This window comes from Streptomyces sp. NPDC031121, assembly GCF_055570615.1.
This window is the reverse complement of sequence record NZ_JBVIGV010000001.1, coordinates 74421-89066: the sequence shown is the minus strand read 5'-3', so window position 1 is coordinate 89066 and position 14646 is coordinate 74421. Positions and strand designations below refer to the sequence as shown.

Genomic DNA, 14646 nt, shown 5'->3' with positions numbered 1-14646 from the left:
GGGCCCCGCACCGGCGGGGCCCCCGGCCGGGGCGGCTACAGGATGACGTGGGGCAGGAAGCGGGCGTACTCGTCCGTGATCGGCCCCGCGGACTCGCGGATGCCGAGGCCGGCCGCCTCCTCCTCGACGACCCACGCGCCGAGCACGACGCGGTTGCCGTCGAAGTCGGGCAGCGGGGAGAGGGCCTGGTAGACGTAGGTCTCGCCCTCGGCCGGGGTGAAGGGCCGGGCGTCCGGGCCCGCCGGGTGCAGGGCCACGCCGGCGCCCTCGCGGCCGAGCAGCGGCTTCGCGGCGAAGCCGGTCGTACCGGCGAGCTCGCGCGGCCCGTCGAGGTAGGCGGGCAGCAGGTTGGGGTGCTCGGGGAAGAGCTCCCACAGGATCGCCAGCAGCGCCTTGTTGGAGAGCAGCATCTTCCACAGCGGCTCGATCCAGCAGGTGGTTCCGGTGCCGCCGCCGTGGTCGTAGGTGTCGAGGACGTGCGGGCCGAACGCGTCGGTGGCCAGCCACTCCCACGGGTAGAGCTTGAAGCAGCTGCGGATGAAGCGCAGGTTCTGGTCCACGAAGCGGCCCGACAGGCGGTCCCAGCCGATCTTCTCGACGGCGAGCGCCTCGGTCTCCAGGCCGGCCTGCTGGGCGGTCTCCTCCAGGTAGACGACCGTCATCAGGTCCTCGCCGATCTCGTCGGTCTCCGAGTGCGCGAAGTGCACCGGGCCGGGCGGCAGCAGTTCGGCCTGGCGCCGCCAGGCGTCGACGAGCCGCTCGTGCAGGGAGTTCCACTGGTCGGCGCCGGGGAAGCGCTCCTCCATCCAGAACCACTGCGGGCTGGCCGCCTCGACGAGGGAGGTCGGGGTGTCGGCGTTGTACTCCAGCATCTTGGCCGGGCCCGTGCCGTCGTAGCAGAGGTCGAAGCGGCCGTAGAGCGAGGGCTGTTCGGCGCGGCGCCGCCAGGACTCGGCGACCAGCGCGGCCAGTCTGCGGTCGGTGATGCCGAGGTCGGCGAAGCGGTCCTCGGCGACGATGTGCTCGGCGGCGGCCAGGCACATGGCGTGCAGCTCCTCGACGACCCCTTCCAGCGCCTCCACCTCGGGGAGCGAGAAGGAGTAGTAGGCGCTCTCGTCCCAGTAGGGGCGCAGGGAGTCGTCGGGGTAGCGGGTGAGCGGGTAGATCAGGCCCTGCTCCTCGACGGTCTGCTGCCAGCCGGGGCGGGGTTCGATGGTGTGGCGCCGCAAGGGGCTCAGCCGCCGCTGGAGGAGGAGTGGCCGCCGATGCCGCCGCGGGTGACGGCGGACTTGTCGAAGCTGCCGCCCGAGACCTTGTTCCCGGAGACGCTGCCGCCGTAGTAGTACGCGGCGTGGCCGCCCCGGCTGCTGCTGCCGCTCTTGCACTCGCGGTTGTTGAGCTTCTCCAGGGTCACGCGGTCGACACAGCGCTTGTCCGGCTCCTTGCTGCTGCCGCAGGCGACGAGTGCCGCGGCGAGCAGGCCCATGCCGCCGATGGCGACGCCGCCGGAGCGCATACGGCGTCGGGTGCTGGTGCTGCTGCTGCTGTCCATGGCCGACAGACTAGAACGGGGTGTCGAGGGGATGGAATCCGGCCAGGGAAACCTGCGCAACCCCTCCATGATCGAAAGTCGCTTTTCGTATGGATCGGGGATGGTTTGCCCGTTCGGCCCGCGGTCTGTTCCTCAGCCGGCGCCGTAGAGGGCGCGGGCGCGGGCCGGGTCGGCGGCGCCGTCCGGTTCGAAAGGAAGGAAGTGGGCGGTCTGCCACGCCTGGGTGGCGCCGGCCTGACGGCTCGTGGTCTGCGCCCACGGCGGATAGACCCGGAAGCCCCGCTTCCCGCCGGAGCCTCCGCGGGAGACGACGCCCCGCTCGCACAGCACCCCCGTCGGGAACACGAACTGCCCGCGGCCGCCGGCGTCGCGGACGGCGACGACGAAGAGGTCCACCCCGTCGGCGGCGTCGAAAGGCCGGATCGGCCCCTCCTCGGACCGCTGCCACACCGTGACGAACAGGCCCGCCTTCCGCGGGGTGGTCTTGGCCGCCCGGAACCGGACCGCTCGGCCGTCGAGCGTGAACGCGCAGGCCGCGTACTCGGCGCTCTCCGGCTCCGGCACGGGCGGGGTGCAGGCGAAGCCGCCCGGGTCGTACACGGCCGCCTTCGCCGCCGCCAGCTCTTCGTGGAGCCCCGCCCACACCAGGTCAGTCGCCATCCCCCCATCCTGCCACCGCCCTCGGACACACGGTCACGGCAGGGACGCCACCAGCGCCGCGAGCGACGGCGACCAGGCACTCGGCGGCGGGGTGCCGTAGCCGACGACCAGGGCCTCGCGCGGCGGCAGCCCGGCCTCCGGATGGGCGTGCCGCGAGAGCGTCTCCAGTGCCAGGCCGTGCCAGGCCGCCGCCCGCAGCACGCCCTGCTGGGTGCCCTCGGGGAGGTCGAGGACGGCGTGCAGGCCCGCTGCGATCCCGGAGACGGCGACCCGCCCCGACACCGCGGCGAGGAGTTCGTCGCGGCGGCGCCGGTAGCGCAGCCGCATGCCGCGCACGTGCCGGTCGTACGCCCCGGAGCGGATGAACTCGGCGAGGGTGAGCTGGTCCAGGGCGCCCGCCGCCCACTCCGCCGGCCCCTTCGCGGCGAGGACCTCGTCCAGCAGCCCCGCCGGCACCACCATCCAGCCCATCCGCAGGCCCGGCGCCAGGGACTTGCTCGCCGTGCCGAGGTAGACCACCCGCTCCGGGTCGAGGCCCTGGAGGGCGCCGACCGGCTGGCGGTCGTAGCGGAACTCCCCGTCGTAGTCGTCCTCCACGACCAGCCCGCCGGTGGTCCGCGCCCAGTCGACGGCGGCGGCCCGCCGGCTCGGCGTCAGGGCGACCCCGGTCGGGAACTGGTGGGCGGGGGTGAGGAGCACCGCCCCGGCGGCGAGGCCCGGCAGCCGGTCCGTGCACGCCCCGGCGGCGTCCACCGGGAGCGGCACCGTCCGCAGCCCGCGCCGCTCCAGCAGGTCCCGGTGCACGTCCAGGCCGTACCCCTCCACGGCGACCTCGCGGACCCGGCGGGCCCGCAGCACCTTCGCCAGCAGGGTCAGGCCGTGCGCGAAGCCCGCGCACAGCACGATCCGCCCGGGGTCCGCGTACACCCCTCGCGCCCGCGCCAGATAGCCCGCGAGGGCCTCCCGCAGTTCGGTGCGGCCGCGCGGGTCGGCGGCGTACCCGAAGGCCTCGTTCGGCGCGCCGGCGATCGCCCGGCGGGCCGCCGCCAGCCAGGCGGCGCGCGGGAAGCCGCCCAGGTCGGGGCTGCCCGCCGTCAGGTCGTACGCGGGCCCCCGCCGCACCGGCGGCCGCGGCGGCGGGGCGGCCGCGGCGCCCGGACCCGGCCGGCGCGGCCGGGCGCGCTCCGCGACGCGGGTACCGGAGCCCTGGCGGGCTGTCAGCCACCCCTCGGCGACGAGTTCCGCGTACGCCTCGGCGACGGTGTTGCGGGCGATGCCGAGGTCCGCGGCGAGCGAGCGGGAGGACGGCAGCCGGGTGCCGGGCGCGAGGCGGCCGCTGCGCGCGGCGTCCCGCAGCGCCTCGGCGAGGCCCGCCCGCAGACCCCGTCCGGCGGACAGCTCCAGGTGCAGGTCGGCTCCGAAAGTGGCCCGGGATTCCGTCATGGAGATGGACCATATCCGCGGTCCGCCTGCTCCCTAGGGTGAGGTCATGACCACCGACGAGACGCACACTCCCGCCCCTTCCGACCGCTGCGCCGAGCACACCCCCCGCATGAACCTGGCCCGGCAGGTCCCCGAGATCTACAAGGCCGTCGTCGCGCTGGAGGCGGCCACCCGCAAGGGCATGGACCCGGTCCTCCTCGAACTCGTCAAGATCCGCGCCTCGCAGCTCAACCACTGCGCGTTCTGCCTCGACATGCACACCAAGGACGCACTCGCCGCCGGGGAGAGCGTGCAGCGCATCGTCCAGCTGAGCGCCTGGGAGGAGTCGCGGCACTTCTACACCGAGCGGGAGATCGCCGCGATCGAACTGACCGAGGCCGTCACCGTCCTGACGGACGGCTTCGTCCCGGACGAGGTGTACGACCGGGCCGCGAAGCACTTCGGGGAGCAGGAGCTGGCCCAGCTCATCACCGTCATCGCGACGATCAACGTCTGGAACCGCTTCGCCGTCACCACCCGGATGGTGCCGGGCGGCTACACGCCCGGCGGCCCGCGCGGCTGACGGGCGCGGGGAACGGCAAGGGGGCCCCGGGCGCTGCTGCGCCGGGGCCCCCTTGCCGTGTCGTCAGATGAGGCCGAGCTCGCGGACCGCGTCGCGCTCCTCGATGAGCTCCGCCACGGACGCGTCGATGCGCGCACGGGAGAACTCGTTGACGTCCAGGCCCTGGACGATCTCGTACTTGCCGTCCTTGCAGGTGACGGGGAAGGAGGAGATCAGGCCGGCGGGGACGCCGTAGGAGCCGTCCGACGGGATGCCCATGGAGGTCCAGTCGCCCTCGGCGGTGCCGTTGACCCACGTGTGGACGTGGTCGATGGCCGCGTTGGCGGCGGAGGCGGCCGAGGACGCGCCGCGGGCCTCGATGATGGCGGCGCCGCGCTTGGCGACGGTCGGGATGAACTCGTCGGCCAGCCACGCCTGGTCGCCGATGGCCTCGGCGGCGTTCTTGCCGGCGATCTCCGCGTGGAAGACGTCCGGGTACTGGGTGGCCGAGTGGTTGCCCCAGATGGTCAGGCGCTTGATGTCGGTGACGTCGGCGCCGGTCTTCTTCGCGAGCTGCGAGATCGCGCGGTTGTGGTCCAGGCGGGTCATCGCGGTGAAGCGCTCGGCCGGTACGTCCGGGGCGGCGGCCTGGGCGATCAGGGCGTTGGTGTTGGCCGGGTTGCCGACGACGAGGACCCTGATGTCGTCCGCGGCGTGGTCGTTGATGGCCTTGCCCTGCGGCTTGAAGATGCCGCCGTTGGCGGACAGCAGGTCGCCGCGCTCCATGCCCTTGGTGCGGGGGCGGGCGCCGACCAGCAGCGCCACGTTGGCGCCGTCGAAGGCCTGGTTCGGGTCGTCGAAGATGTCGATGCCCTTGAGGAGCGGGAAGGCGCAGTCGTCGAGCTCCATGGCGGTGCCCTCGGCGGCCTTCAGGCCCTGGGGGATCTCCAGGAGGCGGAGCCTGACCGGCACGTCCGCGCCGAGCAGGTGACCGGAGGCGATGCGGAAGAGCAGCGCGTAGCCGATCTGGCCGGCGGCGCCGGTGACGGTGACATTCACAGGAGTGCGGGTCATGGCCTTCTCCGTTAGACAGCTGGCGGTGGGGCGTCCCCGCCCCGTGTGCTGGCGGACGCCGCTTCCCTGCGAATCTTGACGTGAAGAGACATCCGGCGTCAGGCTATCCGACTCCTCACGGGCCCAACCCCCCGGTCCGTGTGGTCCGCGGCACACGGACCGGGCGGGTTCGAAGGCCCGGGGGCCGCTGCCGCCGCGGATTCCACCCGGCGGGCTCGCCCGGACGGGTGGATCGGCAGGCGGCCGTCAGCGGACGGTGAAGCGGACCGCGTCCTCCAGGAACGGGATCTTCAGCAGCGGGTGGGGACCGACGACCAGCGCCAGCAGCGTGATCGCCGCGCCCAGCACCCCGTACGTGATCATGTCGGTGAAGCGGGAGCGTACGGCGAGCATGCCCACGTCGGGGAGGGCGCGCCGCAGCACGGCGGCCGCGAGCAGGGCCACCCCGATGACGAGGCAGCCCGCCCGGACGGCCCCGAGGGCGGTGCACAGCAGGCCGACCGCGGTCGCGGCGAGGACGCTGAGCATCGGCCATTGGCGGGAGGTGAGCGCGGTCCCCGGCCCGGCCCGGCCGGCGCCCTCGGGGCGGGCCGTGTCCCGGGTGAGGGACGGGAAGCGGCGCGACTTCGCCGCCGCGGCGGCGGGGCCCTGCCCGGTGCCGTGCTCAGCCTGCACTGGCGGCCTGCCGTTCCGCGGCCTCGACCACGTTGACGAGGAGTTCCGCGCGGGTCATCGGGCCGACGCCGCCCGGGTTCGGCGAGATCCAGCCGGCGACCTCGGCGACGCCGGGGTGCACGTCCCCGACGATCCTGCCGTCGTCGTCGCGGGAGACGCCGACGTCGAGGACGGCCGCGCCGGGCTTGACGTCCTCCGGCTTGACCAGGTGCGCGACGCCTGCGGCGGCCACGATGATGTCGGCCTGCCGCAGCAGCGAGGACAGGTCGCGGGTGCCGGTGTGGCAGAGCGTCACGGTGGCGTTCTCCGACTTGCGGGTCAGGAGCAGCCCGATGGAGCGGCCGACGGTGATGCCGCGGCCGACGACGACCACGTGCGCGCCGTTGATCTCCACGCCGTGGCGGCGCAGCAGCTCCACGATCCCGTTCGGAGTGCAGGGCAGCGGGCCGGGCTCGTTCAGGACGAGGCGGCCCAGCGAGGCCGGGTGGAGGCCGTCGGCGTCCTTGTCCGGGTCCATCAGCGTCAGCACGCGGTTGGTGTCGATGCCCTTGGGCAGCGGCAGTTGGACGATGTAGCCGGTGCAGGCCGGGTCCTCGTTCAGCTCCCGGACGACCGCCTCGATCTCCTCCTGGGCCGCCGTGGCGGGCAGTTCGCGGCGGATCGACTCGATGCCGACCTCGGCGCAGTCCTTGTGCTTTCCGTTGACGTACCAGCGGCTGCCCGGGTCGTCCCCGACCAGCAGGGTGCCGAGGCCGGGGGTGATGCCTTGGGCCTTGAGCCTCTCCACACGGGCGGTCAGCTCGGACTTGATCGCGGCTGCGGTGGCCTTGCCGTCGAGAATCTGGGCGGTCATGCGCCCATCCTCCCGGATCTGGTGCCCCCGGTTCCAGTCGCGCCGTCCGGCGCGGCCCCCGCGGCGGCGGGCGCGGGCGCGCGCCGGGCCCATGTCACGGCCCTGCACCGTTCGTTGCACTTGCACAACAAGCGGCGGGGCCGCCGCTCCGGCCGCTGGACAAGTCCGCCGCCTGCGCCGACGATGGCGGGACGAGATTGCCGCGGGCAGTGCCGGGGGGCGGACCGCAGAACAGAACGGCCTCCGTGCGTGCCGTGCGTCCCCGCACTTCCACGGAGGAACACCGCAACATGAGCTTCGGAGACCCGAACAACCCGTACGGGCAGCAGCCGCAGGGCCAGCCCGGCTACGGCTACCCGCAGCAGCAGCCCCAGGGCTACCCGGCGCAGGGCGGCGGCTACGCCTACCCGCAGCAGGCCCAGCAGGGCTACCCCGGCTACCCGGCCGGCCCCGGCGGCTACCCGGGCGCGCCGATGCAGATGCCCGGCCTGCTGAAGACGGCCCGCGTCTTCCTCTTCATCATCGCGGGCTTCCAGCTGATCGTCGGCATACTCGCCCTGCTGGGCGCGGCCTTCCTCTCCAGCAGCGACAGCCTCGGCAGCAGCTCCACCGCGGACGCCGCGGCCGGCCTCATCGCCGTCGTCGCCATCATCACCATCGCCTTCGGCATCTGGGCGATCGTGCTCGGCGTGAAGTTCGCCAAGGGCGGCAACGGGACCCGCGTCACGACGATCGTCTACTCCGTGCTGTTCCTGCTCCTCAGCCTCCTCAACTTCACCAACCTGGCCGGCGCGGAGGCCAACGCCGGATCGGTGGTGGGCGACGTGATCGGCATCGCCATCGGTGTGCTGCTCCTCGTCGCCGCCGTCAACAAGGACTCGGCCGCCTGGTTCAACCGCCCGCGGTACTGAGTCGCGCGGCAGGGGCCGCGACGGAGCCCGTGGCACGGCGAAGGCCGCGCCCCGCAGCGTGCGGGGCGCGGCCTTCGCCGTGTGGGGCGGGCGCCGCGGCTCAGTGGAAGAAGTGCCGGGTGCCGGTGAGGTACATGGTCACCCCGGCGGCCTTCGCGGCCCCGACGACCTGCTCGTCGCGGACCGAGCCGCCCGGCTGCACGACGGCCTTGACGCCCGCGGCGGTCAGGATCTCCAGCCCGTCCGGGAAGGGGAAGAACGCGTCGGACGCGGCGTACGAGCCCTGGGCGCGCTCGGCGCCGGCCCGCTCGACGGCGAGGCGCGCGGAGTCGACGCGGTTGACCTGGCCCATGCCGACGCCGACCGAGGCGCCGTCCTTGGCGAGCAGGATCGCGTTGGACTTCACGGCCCGGCAGGCCTTCCATGCGAACGCCAGCTCGGCGAGCTCGGCGGGGGCGAGCGCCTCGCCGGTGGCCAGCGTCCAGTTCGCCGGGTCGTCGCCCTCGGCCTGGAAGACGTCGCTCTGCTGGAGGACGGCGCCGCCCGAGATGGGCTTGAGGTCGCCCGGCTGGTGCGGGCTGCCCTCGACGCGCAGCACGCGGATGTTCTTCTTCTTCGCGAGGACCTCGACCGCGCCGTCCTCGTAGGAGGGGGCCGCGACGACCTCGGTGAAGATCTCCGCGATCTGCTCGGCGAGCTCGACGGTCACCGGGCGGTTGACGGCGATGACGCCGCCGAAGGCCGACAGCGGGTCGCAGGCGTGCGCCTTGCGGTGCGCCTCGGCGATGTCGGCGCCGATCGCGATGCCGCACGGGTTGGCGTGCTTGATGATCGCGACGCAGGGCTCTTCGTGGTCGTAGGCGGCCCGGCGGGCGGCCTCGGTGTCCACGTAGTTGTTGAAGGACATCTCCTTGCCGTGCAGCTGCTCGGCGTTGGCGAGCCCGCCCGGCTGCCCGTCGGTGTAGAGGGCCGCGGCCTGGTGCGGGTTCTCGCCGTAGCGCAGGACGGCCTTGCGGTCCCAGGCGCCGGCCAGGAACTCGGGCAGCGCGGCCTCCGGCTCGGGGGCGTACGCGTTCGTGAACCAGGACGCGACGGCGACGTCGTAGGCGGCCGTGTGCTGGAACGCCTCGGCGGCCAGGCGCTTGCGGGCGGCCAGGTCGAAGCCGCCGCCGCGGACCGCGGCGAGGACGTCGCCGTACCGCTCGGGGCTGGTGACGACGGCGACCGAGGGGTGGTTCTTCGCGGCGGCGCGGACCATGGACGGGCCGCCGATGTCGATCTGCTCGACGCACTCGTCGGGCGTGGCGCCGGAGGCGACGGTCTCCCGGAACGGGTACAGGTTGACGACGACCAGGTCGAACGGCTCGACGCCCAGCTCGGCCAGCTGGCTGCGGTGGTCCTCCTGGCGCAGGTCGGCGAGGATGCCGGCGTGCACGCGCGGGTGGAGCGTCTTGACGCGCCCGTCCAGGCACTCGGGGAAGCCGGTCAGCTCCTCGACCTTGGTGACGGGGACGCCGGCGGCGGCGATGCGGGAGGCGGTCGAGCCGGTCGAGACGAGCGCGACGCCCGCCTCGTGCAGGCCGCGGGCCAGCTCCTCCAGTCCCGTCTTGTCGTAGACGCTGACGAGCGCGCGCCGGATCGGTCGCTGCGACGTCGTGGTGCTCTCTGCGGCGGTCACTGGATCGTTACCTTTCGTCCCTCGATGCGGTAGCCGTGCCGGGCCAGGCGCCCCACGACGTCGACGAGCAGCCGGCGCTCGACTTCCTTGATGCGCTCGTGCAGAGCGGCCTCGTCGTCCCCGTCCCTGACCTCGACGACACCCTGGGCGATGATCGGGCCGGTGTCCACGCCGGCGTCCACGAAGTGGACGGTGCAGCCGGTGACCTTCGCCCCGTATGCGAGCGCGTCCCGGACGCCGTGCGCGCCGGGGAACGCGGGCAGCAGGGCGGGGTGGGTGTTGACGAAGCGGCCGCCGAAGCGTGCGAGGAAGGCCTTGCCCACGATCTTCATGAACCCGGCGGAGACGACGAGGTCGGGGTCGTGGGCCGCGGTCGCCTCGGTGAGGGCGGCGTCCCACTCCTCGCGGCTCGCGTAGTCACCGACCGGGCAGACAAAGGTCGGGATGCCCGCCTTCTCGGCCCGCTCCAGGCCGGCGATGCCGGTGCGGTCGGCCCCCACGGCGACGACTTCGGCGCCGAAGCCCTCGGCCCCTCCGGGGTGGGAAGCGATGGCGTCGAGCAGGGCCTGGAGGTTGGTGCCGGATCCGGAGACCAGGACGACCAGGCGGGAGGCGGCCATGACAGGCCCTTTCTCGCGTGGGTGCCGCCCGGGGAGGCCCCGGGGGCGCGGCGTTCGTCTTGTGCGGTCGTACAAAACTTCGACACCCCGATATACGGGGGACCCTACGAAGCCGCCGACCGCCTGCAACGATACCGGCACACCGGACAGCCCCGGAGGGACGGGGGGACGGCCGGCGGGTAGCGTCTGGCGTACAGGCCGCGAACGGCGTGGTGAGAGGGGACCGCGCAGCACTTCGACGCACGCCGCCCGCGACGCATTCCGACGCCGGCGCCCCGCACCCGGGCGCGGCCGGCGTCCACGACACAGGGGAAGTAACGCACTCGATGCCGGACCGCCGCCAGCCCGACTCCTCCACCGACGACAACCCCTTCGCGGCTCCCCCGGAGGGCCGGCCCGACCAGCCGTGGCAGCCCCGCCCCGGCGGTGGCGGCGGCCGCCCCGGCCAGGACCCCTCCGCCGGCCCGGGCGGCCCCGGGGGACCGGGCGGGCCGGCCGGCCCGGCGCGCTGGGACCCGACCGACCCCGTGCAGCGGCGCGCCCGCTACGCGCTGCTCGCCGGCATGTGGGGGTTCTTCTTCGGGATCTTCGGGATCCCGTCGGTGGGGCTGCTGCTCGGCGCGCTCGCGGTGTACTGGGGCGTCAGCGGCCTGAGGGGCAGGCCGGCGGCGGCCGCCGGGACCGCGGCCGACACCTCCGGCGCGAACGCCCGCCCGGCCGGCGGCGGGGGCGGCGGGGGCGGTCTCGCCGCGCTCGGCCCGGCGGCGGGCCCGCAGCGGGCGGCCGCGGTCGGCGGACTCGTCACGGCGACGCTGGCGATCGCCCTGGCCCTCGGCTCGTACGGCGTGCAGATCGCCTACAAGGACTTCTACATCTGCCGCGACGACGCCCTGACGAAGGCGGCGGAGCTCCAGTGCAACGACCTCCTGCCGGACAACCCCCTCGGCAAGGTCCTCAAGGTCCGCCAGTAGCGGGCCGGCCGCCGCGCCCGCTCCCGCAGTACGGGGGCGGGCGCGGTCGGCTTCAGGCGGTCGGCTTCAGGCGGTCGGCTTCAGGCGGTCGGGCGGCGCCTGGCCAGGACGCGGGCCCCGGCGACCGGCGGGGCCAGCGGCCGCCCCGCGGGGGCCGGGACGGCGTCCGGGGCCGCGGGCGCGGCGCCGGGCTCCGGTTCCCCGGCGGGGGCCTGCGGGGGCGGGCCGGGCGGGGGGTCGGCCGCGGCGGGCGGGGTTCGGCCATCCGTGGTGGAGCCGTCCGGCGCGGGGCGGTGCAGGGCGGCGGGCAGGTCGATGCCGAGGCCCGTGACCACCGTGAGGCGGCGGGAGCGGCCCCCGGACGGTGTGTCCGCCGCCGGAGCGGACGCCTCCGCGGGCGGCGCCGGAGGTTCCGGGGCGAGGTCCGGGACCAGGGCGCCCGCCGTACGGCGCAGCGCCTCCCAGCGGACCTCCCGCCCCCCGCCGGTGTGCCACTCGTCGCCGGCGGCGAGGGCCTCCTCCTCCGCCTCGGCGGCCTTGCGCGCCGGCCGCGTCCGCCACGAGTGCACCGCCACGGCCAGGGGAACGGCCAGAACCAGCGTCCACGCGAAGGCGGCCGACCCGGTCGCCCACCACACCGGCCCGAACTCCGCCAGCCGCCCCGAGCCGAGCGGCCCTCCCGAGACCGCCGCGAGCCCCGCCATCAGCAGCCCGCACACCAGCGCCCCCAGAGCCGCCGTCAGCGCGGTCTCCGCGCGCCGCACCTCCCGTGCCCGGCGCACCGCGAACCATCCGACCACGAGCCCGGCGGCCACCGGCAGCACCGCCGTCGCGCAGGTCAGCGGCGTCCCCGGGCCCTCCGGGGGGAGCGCCGCCAGCAGCGGGAACCGCGGCAGCGCGGGCGCCCCCTCGAAGCCGAGCGGGGTGGCGGACGCGCCGCCGCCGAGGGCGAAGCCGGGGCCCAGGGCGTACGCCGCGCCCCACACCATCGCGTTCGGCAGCAGCGCGAGCGCGAGCAGCAGGACCGCGAAGCGGCCCGACCACACCCCGGTGAGCGCGAGGAAGGCCCCTTCGACCTCCTTGCCGTGCCAGGCCAGCGAGAGGCCGACGAGCAGCGCGCCGCCGCCGGCCAGGGAGAGCGCCCCGGCCGTCCCGGCGCGGACCGCGACGGCGTAGCGGGGGCGGACGACCGCCCTGCGCAGCACTTCGGGGACCCAGTGCGGCAGCGGGCCGAGCGGGCGCCCCTTCGCCGCCCACACCCCGGCGGCCGCGGCGAGCACGGCCACGAGGGGGACGTGCCAGGCGGCGCTGAGGGGGTCGGCGGGCATGGGTCCGCCGGCCGCGTACACGGTGGCGAGGCAGCCCATGCCCAGGTAGCCGCAGAGCACCGCGGAGAAGACGACTCCGGCGGGCAGTACCTCGTCCCCGTCGCTGCCGTCGCCGGAGGCGCTGCCGAGGCGCGCGGCGCGGCGCATGAGGAGGGCGGGCAGGGCGATCAGGAGCAGCGGCGTCACCCCGACGGGTGCGGGCACGCCGGAGAGGGTGTCGTACCGGACGAGTTCGGTGCCGTGGGCGAGCAGCCACAGGCCGGCAGCGAGGTGGAGGGCCCCGCCGGGCCCGCTGTCGGGGTAGGGGGAGCTGATCCACAGGACGATCACGAGGACGGCGAGGAAGCCGAGCCCCAGCCCGGCGGCGACGGCCCCGCCGAACACGCAGGCGGCGGCCTCGGGCGAACGGTTGCGCCGGGGGGCGGCGTGGCGCGGCGCGGTCGGCAACGGCACGTCGCGGTCGGTCAATTGGGTCACTCCGCCATGGTGCCAACGACACGCGCTATGGGTGGGTAATAGGCGAATGTCCGTTGTGTCGCTCAATATACGTTTATGTACTTTTTCGTGCAGGTTTGCTGTGATCGGCAAAGCGCGGGGAGTCTGGCATGACGGAGAGCACCGGGGAGCCCGCCGGGCTCCCCTCGCCCGAGGACCGCCGACGGCTCCGCGAGGCGGCGGACCTGACGTGCGAACAGGTCGCGGAGCTGCTGGGGGTCTCCGGCGCCGCCGTCCGCTCCTGGGAGGCGGGCCGCACGCACCCGCGCGGGCGCAAGCGGGCCGCCTACGCGCGGCTGTTGGCGCGCGGCGCCGCGGACGGGCCGTCACGGCCGCCCGACGGCGGGCCCGTTCCCGGCCCGGGCGCGGTCGCCGACCCCGCGGCCGGGCCGCCCGCGCGCGCCCCGCGCCGCCCCGCCACCCGGCCCGGGCCGGTACGGCGCCCCGACACCCCGCCGCCGCGCCCCGGCCCCGTCCCGGCCGCGGACCCGGCACCCCCGCCGCCGGGCCCCACCCCGATGCCGGACCCGTACGCCGCCCCGGGCGGCTCAGGCCCGGAGCCCGGCCCGTACGCCATCCCGGGCAGCTCCGGATCGGAGCCCGGCCCGTACGCCATCCCGGGCAGCTCAGGCCCGGAGCCCGGCCCGTACGCCACACCTGCCAATCCCGACCCGGGCCCGGGGAGGTACGCCACCCCGGGCGCCCTCACCCCGGAGTCCGGCCCCCACGCCGCCCCGGACGCCGCCGCCGGGGGTGCCGCGGCGCGGGGCCGCGATGCGCTTGCGGGCGGCTCGCCCGGGACCCTCCCGGGTCCCGGCGCGGAGGGGCCCGGCTCGGCGGACCCCTCCGGCGAGGCGCCCGAGGAGGAGGCCGCGGCGGAGGCCGGGGCGGAGGCCGGGGGTCCGGTCGACGGGCCGCGGGCGGCGTTCGACGCCCTGTACCGGCGCTCGGCCACGGCCCTGGCCCGGCAGGCGTACCTGCTCACCGGGAACCGCCCGCTGGCCCTGGAGGCGGTGGAGCGCGCGTTCCAGCAGGCGTGGGCGCGGTGGCCCGAGGTGGCCACCGACCCCGACCCCGTGGGCTGGGTCCGGGCGGCCGCGCACGAGTACGCCCTCTCCCCCTGGCACCGCTTCCGGCGCGCCCACCGGCACCCCGAGCCGCCCGCCGGATCCGTCGACCCCGCCGACCGCGTCCTGATGGACGCCGTGCTGGCGCTGCCGCCGGTCCACCGCCGCACCGTCCTGCTGTACCACGCCGTGGGCCTCGACCTCCCCGACACCGCCGCCGAGACCGAGGCCACGACGCCGACCGCCGGCCACCGCCTGCTGTACGCCCACGACGACCTCGCGTGCCGCATCCCCGCGGTGGCCGCGGTGCCGCCGCAGGAGCGGGCGGCGCTGCTGCAGGAGCGGCTCGGTGCACTGCGGCCGCCCGTACGGCTCGTGCCGCGCCCGGCCGCGGCGGTCCGCGGGGCCGCCGAGTACCGCGCCCGGCGCTGGTCCCGCACCGTCGCCGGGGTGACCGCGCTGCTCACCGCGGCCACGGCCTACACGCTGGCGACCGCCCCCACCCGGTACGAGCCCCCGGTCTTCCCCGGCACCAGCGTCTCCGGGGTGCCGCCGCTCAGCGGCCCCCAGCGGCTCACCGAGGAGAGCCGGCAGCTCCAGGAGAAGCTGCGCGCCGACCCGGCCGCCCGGACCGACCGCCTGGAGCCGCTCCCCGAGTGAGCGGCGTGCCGCCCCGCGGGTGCGCGTACGGGGGGGGGGGGGGGGGGGGGGGGGGGGGGGGGGGGGGGGGGGGGGGGGGGGGATGGGTGGGGGGGGGGGGGGGGAAAAAGGGAAGAAG

General features: G+C 75.6%; 14 protein-coding genes. 4 read left to right on the top strand and 10 right to left on the bottom strand.

The annotated features are described in order from the left end of the window. Positions 1-35: 35 nt before the first annotated feature. The 4 genes from ACZ462_RS00380 to pdxR form a co-directional block, all read right to left on the bottom strand. The gene (locus tag ACZ462_RS00380; RefSeq protein WP_467808052.1) at positions 36-1229 is read right to left on the bottom strand and encodes a glutathionylspermidine synthase family protein; all 1194 of its coding nucleotides are present in this window, start codon (positions 1227-1229) and stop codon (positions 36-38) included. A 5-nt stretch (positions 1230-1234) separates the two neighbouring features. Beyond that, entirely contained in the window at positions 1235-1552 is a 318-nt protein-coding gene (locus ACZ462_RS00375; protein ID WP_467808053.1) for a hypothetical protein, read from the bottom strand. Positions 1553-1684: 132 nt separating this feature from the next. Further along, positions 1685-2212 (bottom strand): MepB family protein, encoded by a 528-nt coding sequence (locus tag ACZ462_RS00370; protein ID WP_467808055.1) that lies wholly within the window; start codon positions 2210-2212, stop codon positions 1685-1687. Between the two features lie 33 nt (positions 2213-2245). Further along, on the bottom strand, positions 2246-3655 hold the full coding sequence (gene pdxR / locus ACZ462_RS00365; RefSeq protein ID WP_467808056.1) for a MocR-like pyridoxine biosynthesis transcription factor PdxR: 1410 nt from the start codon (positions 3653-3655) through the stop codon (positions 2246-2248). A 46-nt stretch (positions 3656-3701) separates the two neighbouring features. On the opposite strand from pdxR, the gene ACZ462_RS00360 reads away from it, so the two are divergent. Next, positions 3702-4217, top strand: coding sequence for a carboxymuconolactone decarboxylase family protein (locus ACZ462_RS00360; protein ID WP_467808057.1), 516 nt, complete (start codon positions 3702-3704; stop codon positions 4215-4217). A gap of 63 nt (positions 4218-4280) precedes the next feature. Here the strand turns inward: ACZ462_RS00360 and ACZ462_RS00355 are convergent, their stop codons facing one another. The 3 genes from ACZ462_RS00355 to ACZ462_RS00345 all read right to left on the bottom strand — a co-directional run bounded on the left by ACZ462_RS00355 (position 4281) and on the right by ACZ462_RS00345 (position 6798). Beyond that, positions 4281-5270, bottom strand: coding sequence for a malate dehydrogenase (locus ACZ462_RS00355; protein WP_467808059.1), 990 nt, complete (start codon positions 5268-5270; stop codon positions 4281-4283). A 246-nt stretch (positions 5271-5516) separates the two neighbouring features. Then, on the bottom strand, positions 5517-5945 hold the full coding sequence (locus ACZ462_RS00350; protein WP_467808060.1) for a DUF3017 domain-containing protein: 429 nt from the start codon (positions 5943-5945) through the stop codon (positions 5517-5519). Continuing rightward, positions 5935-6798 carry a bifunctional methylenetetrahydrofolate dehydrogenase/methenyltetrahydrofolate cyclohydrolase gene (locus tag ACZ462_RS00345; protein ID WP_467808061.1) on the bottom strand — a complete coding sequence of 288 codons (864 nt, stop codon included), beginning with the start codon at positions 6796-6798 and terminating at the stop codon, positions 5935-5937. The genes ACZ462_RS00350 and ACZ462_RS00345 overlap by 11 nt, the downstream gene beginning before the upstream one ends. Positions 6799-7088: 290 nt before the next feature. Between ACZ462_RS00345 and ACZ462_RS00340 the strand changes: the two genes are divergently transcribed. Continuing rightward, entirely contained in the window at positions 7089-7709 is a 621-nt protein-coding gene (locus ACZ462_RS00340; protein WP_467808062.1) for a hypothetical protein, read from the top strand. Positions 7710-7809: 100 nt separating this feature from the next. Here ACZ462_RS00340 and purH read toward each other — a convergent pair whose 3' ends face one another. After that, positions 7810-9387: a bifunctional phosphoribosylaminoimidazolecarboxamide formyltransferase/IMP cyclohydrolase gene (purH, locus tag ACZ462_RS00335; RefSeq protein WP_467808063.1), complete on the bottom strand. Its 1578-nt coding sequence runs from the start codon at positions 9385-9387 to the stop codon at positions 7810-7812. Continuing rightward, complete coding sequence (gene purN / locus ACZ462_RS00330) at positions 9384-10007, bottom strand: phosphoribosylglycinamide formyltransferase (protein ID WP_467808064.1); 624 nt, start codon at positions 10005-10007, stop codon at positions 9384-9386. The genes purH and purN overlap by 4 nt, the downstream gene beginning before the upstream one ends. A gap of 326 nt (positions 10008-10333) precedes the next feature. Between purN and ACZ462_RS00325 the strand changes: the two genes are divergently transcribed. Beyond that, positions 10334-10978 carry a hypothetical protein gene (locus ACZ462_RS00325; protein ID WP_467808065.1) on the top strand — a complete coding sequence of 215 codons (645 nt, stop codon included), beginning with the start codon at positions 10334-10336 and terminating at the stop codon, positions 10976-10978. 80 nt (positions 10979-11058) lie between these two features. On the opposite strand, the gene ACZ462_RS00320 is transcribed toward ACZ462_RS00325, so the two are convergent. Beyond that, a complete protein-coding gene (locus ACZ462_RS00320; protein ID WP_467808067.1) occupies positions 11059-12783 on the bottom strand; it encodes a cell division protein PerM in 1725 nt (574 codons plus the stop codon). A gap of 128 nt (positions 12784-12911) precedes the next feature. Here ACZ462_RS00320 and ACZ462_RS00315 point away from each other — a divergent pair, with 128 nt between their 5' ends. Further along, positions 12912-14528: a helix-turn-helix domain-containing protein gene (locus ACZ462_RS00315; protein WP_467808068.1), complete on the top strand. Its 1617-nt coding sequence runs from the start codon at positions 12912-12914 to the stop codon at positions 14526-14528. The last annotated feature ends 118 nt before the right edge of the window (positions 14529-14646 follow it).

What these genes read in the sequence shown, in the direction of transcription:
- ACZ462_RS00375 (WP_467808053.1), bottom strand. Translation starts at nt 1,552, where the DNA reads ATGGACAGCAGCAGCAGCACCAGCACCCGACGCCGTATGCGCTCCGGC.
- ACZ462_RS00370 (WP_467808055.1), bottom strand. Translation starts at nt 2,212, where the DNA reads ATGGCGACTGACCTGGTGTGGGCGGGGCTCCACGAAGAGCTGGCGGCG.
- ACZ462_RS00345 (WP_467808061.1), bottom strand. Translation starts at nt 6,798, where the DNA reads ATGACCGCCCAGATTCTCGACGGCAAGGCCACCGCAGCCGCGATCAAG.
- ACZ462_RS00360 (WP_467808057.1), top strand. Translation starts at nt 3,702, where the DNA reads ATGACCACCGACGAGACGCACACTCCCGCCCCTTCCGACCGCTGCGCC.
- ACZ462_RS00325 (WP_467808065.1), top strand. Translation starts at nt 10,334, where the DNA reads ATGCCGGACCGCCGCCAGCCCGACTCCTCCACCGACGACAACCCCTTC.
- pdxR (WP_467808056.1), bottom strand. Translation starts at nt 3,655, where the DNA reads ATGACGGAATCCCGGGCCACTTTCGGAGCCGACCTGCACCTGGAGCTG.
- ACZ462_RS00315 (WP_467808068.1), top strand. Translation starts at nt 12,912, where the DNA reads ATGACGGAGAGCACCGGGGAGCCCGCCGGGCTCCCCTCGCCCGAGGAC.
- ACZ462_RS00355 (WP_467808059.1), bottom strand. Translation starts at nt 5,270, where the DNA reads ATGACCCGCACTCCTGTGAATGTCACCGTCACCGGCGCCGCCGGCCAG.
- purN (WP_467808064.1), bottom strand. Translation starts at nt 10,007, where the DNA reads ATGGCCGCCTCCCGCCTGGTCGTCCTGGTCTCCGGATCCGGCACCAAC.
- ACZ462_RS00340 (WP_467808062.1), top strand. Translation starts at nt 7,089, where the DNA reads ATGAGCTTCGGAGACCCGAACAACCCGTACGGGCAGCAGCCGCAGGGC.